Source organism: Pantoea sp. ME81, assembly GCF_903970985.1.
GTDB lineage: Bacteria > Pseudomonadota > Gammaproteobacteria > Enterobacterales > Enterobacteriaceae > Pantoea > Pantoea communis.
Genome location: NZ_CAJCKS010000204.1, coordinates 1 through 7,617, shown reverse-complemented (window position 1 = coordinate 7,617; position 7,617 = coordinate 1). Strand labels below are relative to the sequence as shown.

Here is a 7,617-nt window from a genome sequence, read left to right as displayed (position 1 = left end):
GAATCCGCGGCGGTTGAGGAACAGCAATACCTGATTATCGGCCTGCAGGTGCTGGCGCATTTTGCCCAGCAATGCGGGCGCGAGCCCACCCTTAAGCTGCTGGCCTTTAAGGTCGATTAGCTGTTGCAGTGCCGGTTTGGCGTTGCCCGCGCGTTTGGTAAGAGTGAGCTGTCGATACTTGCCGACGCGCACATTGTGCAGCGTTTCCAGCGCCGGTGTGGCAGAACCCATCACAATCGGGATATCTTCTTCGTAAGCGCGAAACACCGCCAGATCGCGCGCCTGATAGCGCCAGCCTTCCTGCTGCTTGTACGAACTGTCGTGTTCTTCATCAATAATGATTACCCCCGGACGCGCCAGCGGTGTGAACAGCGCGGAACGCGTACCGATGATAATCGCGGTTTCGCCACTGCGCGCACGCAGCCATACCGCAAGACGCTCACTGTCATTGAGTGCCGAGTGCAGCACATCGATCGGCGCATCGAAGCGTTCACGGAAGCGTGCAATAGTTTGCGGTGTCAGGCCGATTTCCGGCACCAGTACCAGCGCCTGTTTGCCGCGCGCCAGCACATTCTCTAGCACGCTGAGATAGACTTCGGTTTTGCCCGAACCGGTAATGCCTGCCAGCAACCACGCTGCATAATGATCATCTTCGCTGCGCATCGCGCCGACGGCCATCGCCTGATCGGTATTGAGACGCAGGCGATCGCCCTTCACCGCAAAGGTGGTGCGCCAGTCGTGCATCTGCGGTGCGTGTTCACGCAGATCGCACAGACCTTTGGCACGCAATGATTGCAGCGCGGCGTCAGTCAGATCCTGTTCACTGACCTGATGGCGATAGAGAGGTTGCTGGCGCAGTGCCGCTAAAGCTTGCTGCTGCTTGGGTGCACGCTTCAGGCTTTCCATGGCCACTTCGCGCCCGGCGTCGTTGACCACCCACTGCCACAACGGCGTTTCCTGCGCCGGTTTGCCCTGACGCAGCAGCACAGGTAGAGCATGGTTGAGCACCTCGCCGAGCGGCGAATGGTAATAGCTGGCGGCCCAGTTAAGGATGCGCCACAGCGCTGGAGAGAACAGGCTTTGATCGTCCAGCACGCTCTCCAGCGGTTTGAGCTGAGCCAGAGGCAGGTCGCTGGTTTCCTTTACAGCCACCACGATGCCGATCATTTTACGATTGCCAAACGGCACGCTGACGCGCGCGCCCACCACCGGCTGCGCCGCATCGGCGGGCAGAAGGTAGTCAAACAGGCGAGGCAGCGGAACGGGCAGGGCAACCTGAACAACGGGCATGTCGATCTCTATCCGGTACTGTAATAAGGAGAAGTAGTGTACACGCTGATGCAACCCTCGTCATACTTCACGCCACCGCCACCGCCACCGCCACCGCCACCGCCACAGCGCATAGACACATTGGCTGCGCACGCTCTTTCCATCAGATGGACTGGGATGAGGACGTTCACTGCCTCCCAGTGGCTCAGAGAATAAACAGCTGATATTTGCCTGGTGCGGTCAATTTCTGTATACTATGCCGCCTTTGATGAGATGACTTGTCAAAGATACACTTAATTATTAACCGCGTGTGGTGCTGTGCAGGTTCGCCTGGCACGGAGAGCGACACGGCCTTTTATGAGGTTCTCCCATGAAACAAGGTATTCACCCGAAATACGAAGCTGTGACCATCACCTGCTCTTGCGGCAACGTGATCAACACCCGTTCAACCATGACTGGTACCCTGAACCTGGACGTGTGCGGCAAATGCCACCCGTTCTACACTGGTAAGCAGCGTGTTGTTGATTCTGGTGGTCGTGTTGATCGCTTCAACAAGCGTTTCAGCATCCCAGGCAGCAAGAAATAAGATTATTTGCCATCGAATCTTCGGATTCGGCAGCAAGAAAAAACCCAGCCTTGGCTGGGTTTTTTTGTTTCTGGACTCAGTATTCCCAGGTGTCGGGATCGATGCCCATCTCACGCATAATCTGCTTAGCTTCTTCCGGAATCTCATCGCTACGTTCTTTGCGCAAATCGACATCATTTGGCAGCGGCTGCCCGGTGAAAGCATGCAAAAAGGCTTCGCACAGCAATTCGCTATTTGTGGCATGACGCAGGTTGTTCACCTGACGGCGTGTGCGTTCATCCGTTAAAATTTTCAGCACTTTCAGCGGGATAGAAACTGTAATCTTCTTAACCTGCTCGCTCTTCTTGCCGTGTTCAGCGTAAGGGCTGATATATTCGCCGTTCCATTCAGCCATGGGTTACCTTAATCAATAAAAGTTGAATATGGGGAAATCCGTTGATTATGCCCGATTTTTCGATGCCTGACCGCTTAAACTGCCGGTTTTATGCTTACGCATCGCTTTTCACAGGAAAGCGCGCTGAACACCAGGCGATGACGCGTAATTTTAGCGGGTATTGATGATTTGCTCAATCTATACGCAAAGACATTTAGATGTCCAGATGTATTGACGTCTATGCGCTGAATGTTATCCTGTTGCCACTTCTTATTACACTTCAGGAACAGTAAGCACCATGACGCGTAAACAGGCAACCATCGCAGTACGCAGCGGTTTGAATGATGACGAGCAATATGGCTGCGTTGTCCCACCGATTCACCTCTCCAGCACCTACAACTTCCTCGACTTTAATGAACCGCGTGCACATGACTACTCACGTCGCGGTAACCCCACGCGTGATGTGGTACAACGCGCGCTGGCAGAACTGGAAGGCGGTGCGGGCGCGGTATTAACCAATACCGGGATGTCAGCGATTCATCTGGTGACCACCGTGTTCCTGAAGCCGGGCGATCTGCTGGTTGCCCCACATGACTGCTACGGCGGCAGCTATCGCCTGTTCGACAGCCTGAGCAAACGCGGTGCTTATCGCGTGAAATTTGTCGATCAGGGTGACAAAGCCGCGCTGGCAGCCGCGCTGGCCGAGAAACCCAAACTCGTGTTGGTGGAGAGCCCAAGCAATCCGCTGCTGCGCGTGGTAGATATCACCGGCATTTGCCAGGCGGCGCGTGCAGCGGGTGCGATCAGTGTAGTGGATAACACCTTCCTGAGTCCGGCATTGCAAAATCCGCTGGCGCTGGGAGCCGATCTGGTTATCCACTCTTGCACCAAATACCTGAATGGTCACTCGGATGTGGTGGCCGGAGCAGTGATTTCTAAAGATCCGGCGATGGCCACGGATCTTGCCTGGTGGGCGAATAATATTGGTGTAACCGGCGCAGCGTTTGATAGCTACCTGCTGTTGCGCGGTCTGCGCACGCTGGCGCCGCGTATGGCGGCAGCGCAGCGTAATGCGCTGGCGATTGTTGATTACCTGAAGCAACAACCGCTGGTGAAAAAACTGTATCATCCGTCTCTGCCGGAAAATGCCGGACATGAGTACGCGGTGCGTCAACAACGTGGCTTTGGTGCGATGCTCAGCTTTGAACTTGACGCTGATGAAGCGCGTCTGCGCCGCTTCCTGAAAGCGCTGCAGTTGTTCACGCTGGCGGAATCCCTGGGTGGCGTGGAGAGCCTGATTTCGCATACTGCGACTATGACGCATGCCGGCATGTCTGCGGAAGCGCGCGCGGCAGCGGGTATTTCAGAAACGCTGCTGCGTATTTCTGTCGGAATTGAAGATCACGAAGATTTAATCGCCGATCTGGATAATGCATTCCGGATCGCAGCCGAGGAGTAAGCATGACAAGTTCAGCAGGCGCGGGAACGCCGAACAAGCAGTTGCATAAATTTGGTGGCAGTAGCCTGGCGGATGCACGTTGTTATCAACGTGTCGCCAGCATCATGGCGGATTACAGCCAGCCGGGCGATTTAATGGTGGTCTCTGCCGCAGGCAGCACCACCAACCAGCTGATTAGCTGGCTTAAACTGAGCCAGAGCGATCGCTTATCTGCCCATCAGGTGCAACAAGCTTTACGCCGTTTTCACAGCGAACTGATCGCTGCGCTGTTGCCTGTTGAATTTGCTGAAACGCTGACCGCTGCCTTTATTCGCGATTTAGAACGTCTGGCGGCACTGCTTGACGGCGCTATCACCGATGCGGTGTATGCCGAAGTGGTGGGGCACGGTGAAATCTGGTCGGCACGCTTGATGGCGGCAGTGCTGAGCCAGCGTGATATCGAGTCTGCATGGCTGGACGCGCGTGACTTTCTGCGTGCCGAACGTGCTGCGCAGCCACAGGTCGATGAAGGCAAGTCCTGGCCATTGCTACAGGCGCTGCTGGCTCAGCATCCTCATAAGCGTTTGGTGGTAACCGGCTTTATCAGCCGCAGCGACGCCGGCGAAACGGTGTTACTGGGTCGCAATGGTTCGGACTACTCAGCCACGCAGATCGGTGCGCTGGCAGGCGTAAACCGTGTCACCATCTGGAGCGATGTGGCCGGTGTCTATAGCGCCGATCCGCGTAAAGTGTCCGACGCCTGCTTGCTGCCTTTACTGCGCTTAGATGAGGCCAGCGAGCTGGCGCGTCTGGCCGCACCGGTATTGCATACACGTACGCTGCAGCCCGTGTCGAATAGCGATATCGATCTGCAGTTGCGTTGCAGCTATCAACCTGAGCAGGGCTCAACGCGCATTGAGCGCGTACTGGCTTCCGGTACCGGCGCGCGTATTGTCACCAGCCACGACGATGTGTGCCTGGTAGAGATTCACATCCCAGAAAACCACGATTTCAAAACGCAGCAGAAAGAGATCGATCTGCTGCTGAAGCGTGCGCAACTGCGTCCGCTGGCGATGGGTGTCCATCCCGATCGCCGTTTGCTGCAACTCTGCTACACCTCCGAAGTGGTGAACAGCGCATTCAATTTGTTGCAGGACGCTGCGCTGCCGGGTCATCTGCAACTGCGCGATGGCTTAGCGTTGGTGGCGTTGGTCGGCGCAGGCGTGACGCGTAACCCGCTCCATAGCCATCGTTTCTGGCAACAGATCAAAGACCAGCCGGTTGAGTTTGTCTGGCAGTCAGAAGATCACATCAGTATTGTTGCCGTACTGCGCGTAGGACCGACGCAGCACCTGATTCAGGGGCTGCACCAATCATTGTTCCGCGCGGAAAAGCGCATCGGTCTGATGCTGTTTGGTAAAGGCAATATCGGCTCACGCTGGCTGGAGTTGTTTGCCCGCGAGCAGGAAGGCTTATCGGCGCGTACCGGCTTTGAGTATGTGCTGGCAGGCGTGGCGGATAGCAGTCGTAGTTTGCTGAGCTACGAAGGTCTGGAAGCCAGCCGTGCGCTCGCCTTTTTTGATGACGAAGCCGAAGAACGCGATGAAGAGTCGCTGTTCCTGTGGATGCGCGCCCATCCGTTCGATGATTTAGTGGTGCTGGACGTCACCGCCAGCGCACCACTGGCACAGCAATATCTTGATTTTGCCAGCCACGGTTTCCATGTCATTAGCGCGAACAAAGTCGCAGGCGCATCCAGCAGCCAGAGTTGGCGGCAGATTCGTGATGCGTTCGCCAAAACCGGTCGTCACTGGCTATATAACGCCACGGTAGGCGCAGGATTACCGGTGAACCATACGGTGCGCGATCTGCGCGAAAGCGGCGACAGCATTCTGGCCATCAGTGGTATTTTCTCCGGCACGCTGTCCTGGCTGTTCCTGCAATTTGATGGCACCGTGCCGTTCAGTGAGCTGGTGGATCAGGCCTGGCAGCAAGGTCTCACCGAACCCGATCCGCGCGTAGATCTGTCGGGGCAGGATGTGATGCGCAAGCTGGTCATCCTGGCGCGTGAAGCCGGTTATGACATCGAGCCGGATCAGGTGCGTGTTGAATCGCTGGTGCCGTCGGATTGCGAAGAAGAATCGATTGACCACTTCTTCGAGAATGCCGACGAGTTGAATGACCAAATGCTGCAACGCTTTGAAGCGGCGCAGGAGATGGGCCTGGTGCTGCGCTATGTGGCACGTTTCGATGCCAACGGAAAGGCCCGTGTGGGGGTGGAAGCGGTGCGTCCGGAACACCCGCTGGCTTCACTGCTGCCGTGCGATAACGTGTTTGCCATCGAAAGCCGCTGGTATCGTGATAATCCGCTGGTGATCCGCGGGCCGGGCGCCGGCCGTGATGTGACAGCTGGTGCGTTACAATCGGATATCAATCGCCTCGCACAACTGCTGTAGTCTGCCTTGCAACGCAGACGGTGCCCGCCGTCTGCGCTTTTCACCCTCTCCGCGAACATGAAACTCTTTCAACTTGATTGAATATTTGTCACGCCTGTACATTAATTTTAAGTTGACGCTAACGCGCTAATGGTTCATTTTGTGCATCTGGACGTCTAAACGTATAGATGTTCGCAGGCCGCAAGTTAATCGATATGTGACGACGAGGTAATCTGGATGAGTTTCTTTCACGCCAATCAGCGCGAAGCGTTGAACCAAAGCCTGGCTGAGCTGAACGGGCAAATTAATGTCTCTTTTGAATTTTTCCCGCCTCGCACCAGTGAAATGGAAGAAACCTTGTGGAGTTCGATTGATCGACTGAGCATCCTGAAACCGAAATTCCTCTCTGTCACCTACGGTGCGAACTCTGGCGAACGCGACCGTACGCACAGCATCATTAAAGGCATTAAAGAGCGCACCGGCCTGGAAGCGGCTCCTCATCTGACCTGCATTGATGCCACGCGTGATGAGTTACGCACCATCGCGCGCGATTACTGGGATAACGGTATCCGTCACATCGTGGCCCTGCGCGGCGATTTGCCTCCGGGTAGCGGCAAGCCTGAGATGTACGGCGCTGATTTGGTTGAATTGCTTAAAGAAGTGGGCGATTTTGATATCTCCGTGGCGGCTTATCCAGAAGTGCATCCAGAAGCGAAAAGTGCGCAAGCGGATTTGATCAACCTGAAGCGTAAGGTTGATGCTGGTGCCAATCGCGCCATCACGCAATTCTTCTTTGATGTTGAGAGTTACCTGCGTTTTCGCGACCGCTGTGTTGCGGCAGGCATTGATGTCGAAATCGTGCCGGGCATTTTGCCGGTATCTAACTTCAAACAGCTGCAGCGCTTTGCCACCATGACTAACGTGCGCGTGCCGGGCTGGATGAATGCGATGTTTGCCGGGCTGGATGACGATCCAGAAACCCGCAAAATGGTCGGCGCTAACATCGCCATGGACATGGTGAAAATCCTGTCACGCGAAGGGGTGAAGGATTTCCACTTCTATACGCTGAACCGCGCAGAATTGAGTTACGCCATCTGTCACACGCTGGGTGTGCGTCCGACCTTAAAAGCCTGATTTATTAAATAGAATTATTAGGGGGCCAATGTGCCCTCTTTTCATTGGCACCATGTTACCCAGCGGGAAGAGGCGGCAAATGGAGTAAAGCGTTGGGCGCCATGGATGGCGCACGCCGAGCGATCAGGGACGAGACAGCGGCTTTACGTAATTGCCGCCTCTTCCCGCGACGCGCACCGCCCATAAAAAAAGGGCCAGATTGGCCCCTTCATGATTAGCGCATACCGCAACTAGCCGGTATTACGCATACCCGCTGCCACACCGGCAATCGTCACCATCAGCGCTTGTTCAACACGCGCATCCGGCTCGTCACCACGCTCTTCCTGCGCACGTGCGCGATGCAGCAGTTCAGCCTGCAACACGTTGAGCGGATCGGTGTAAA

The 7,617-nt window shown here is 55.7% G+C and carries 7 protein-coding genes; 4 read left to right on the top strand and 3 right to left on the bottom strand.

The genetic code is table 11. The annotated features are described in order from the left end of the window. Nucleotides 1-1,290: primosomal protein N' (gene priA, locus H7A81_RS23920; protein WP_182058926.1), on the bottom strand; the 1,290-nt coding region annotated here is incomplete at its 3' end. A 349-nt stretch (nt 1,291-1,639) separates the two neighbouring features. On the opposite strand from priA, the gene rpmE reads away from it, so the two are divergent. Next, complete coding sequence (rpmE, locus tag H7A81_RS23915; protein ID WP_021506837.1) at nt 1,640-1,855, top strand: 50S ribosomal protein L31; 216 nt, start codon at nt 1,640-1,642, stop codon at nt 1,853-1,855. A gap of 76 nt (nt 1,856-1,931) precedes the next feature. Here the strand turns inward: rpmE and metJ are convergent, their stop codons facing one another. Then, the gene (gene metJ / locus H7A81_RS23910) at nt 1,932-2,249 is read right to left on the bottom strand and encodes a met regulon transcriptional regulator MetJ (protein WP_034823729.1); all 318 of its coding nucleotides are present in this window, start codon (nt 2,247-2,249) and stop codon (nt 1,932-1,934) included. 277 nt (nt 2,250-2,526) lie between these two features. On the opposite strand from metJ, the gene metB reads away from it, so the two are divergent. The 3 genes from metB (at nt 2,527) to metF (ending at nt 7,235) form a co-directional block, all read left to right on the top strand. Beyond that, nucleotides 2,527-3,687 (top strand): cystathionine gamma-synthase, encoded by a 1,161-nt coding sequence (gene metB, locus H7A81_RS23905; RefSeq protein ID WP_182058925.1) that lies wholly within the window; start codon nt 2,527-2,529, stop codon nt 3,685-3,687. A gap of 2 nt (nt 3,688-3,689) precedes the next feature. Beyond that, nucleotides 3,690-6,122, top strand: a complete 2,433-nt coding sequence (locus H7A81_RS23900) for a bifunctional aspartate kinase/homoserine dehydrogenase II (RefSeq protein ID WP_058960107.1) — start codon at nt 3,690-3,692, stop codon at nt 6,120-6,122. Nucleotides 6,123-6,338: 216 nt separating this feature from the next. Next, entirely contained in the window at nt 6,339-7,235 is an 897-nt protein-coding gene (gene metF / locus H7A81_RS23895; protein ID WP_182058924.1) for a methylenetetrahydrofolate reductase, read from the top strand. Between the two features lie 230 nt (nt 7,236-7,465). Here the strand turns inward: metF and H7A81_RS23890 are convergent. After that, nucleotides 7,466-7,617: phosphoenolpyruvate carboxylase (locus tag H7A81_RS23890; RefSeq protein WP_182058923.1), on the bottom strand; the 152-nt coding region annotated here is incomplete at its 5' end.

Excerpts from the sequence above, each read along its gene's own strand:
- rpmE (WP_021506837.1), top strand. The coding sequence starts at position 1,640 with ATGAAACAAGGTATTCACCCGAAATACGAAGCTGTGACCATCACCTGC.
- metJ (WP_034823729.1), bottom strand. The coding sequence starts at position 2,249 with ATGGCTGAATGGAACGGCGAATATATCAGCCCTTACGCTGAACACGGC.
- metB (WP_182058925.1), top strand. The coding sequence starts at position 2,527 with ATGACGCGTAAACAGGCAACCATCGCAGTACGCAGCGGTTTGAATGAT.
- H7A81_RS23900 (WP_058960107.1), top strand. The coding sequence starts at position 3,690 with ATGACAAGTTCAGCAGGCGCGGGAACGCCGAACAAGCAGTTGCATAAA.
- metF (WP_182058924.1), top strand. The coding sequence starts at position 6,339 with ATGAGTTTCTTTCACGCCAATCAGCGCGAAGCGTTGAACCAAAGCCTG.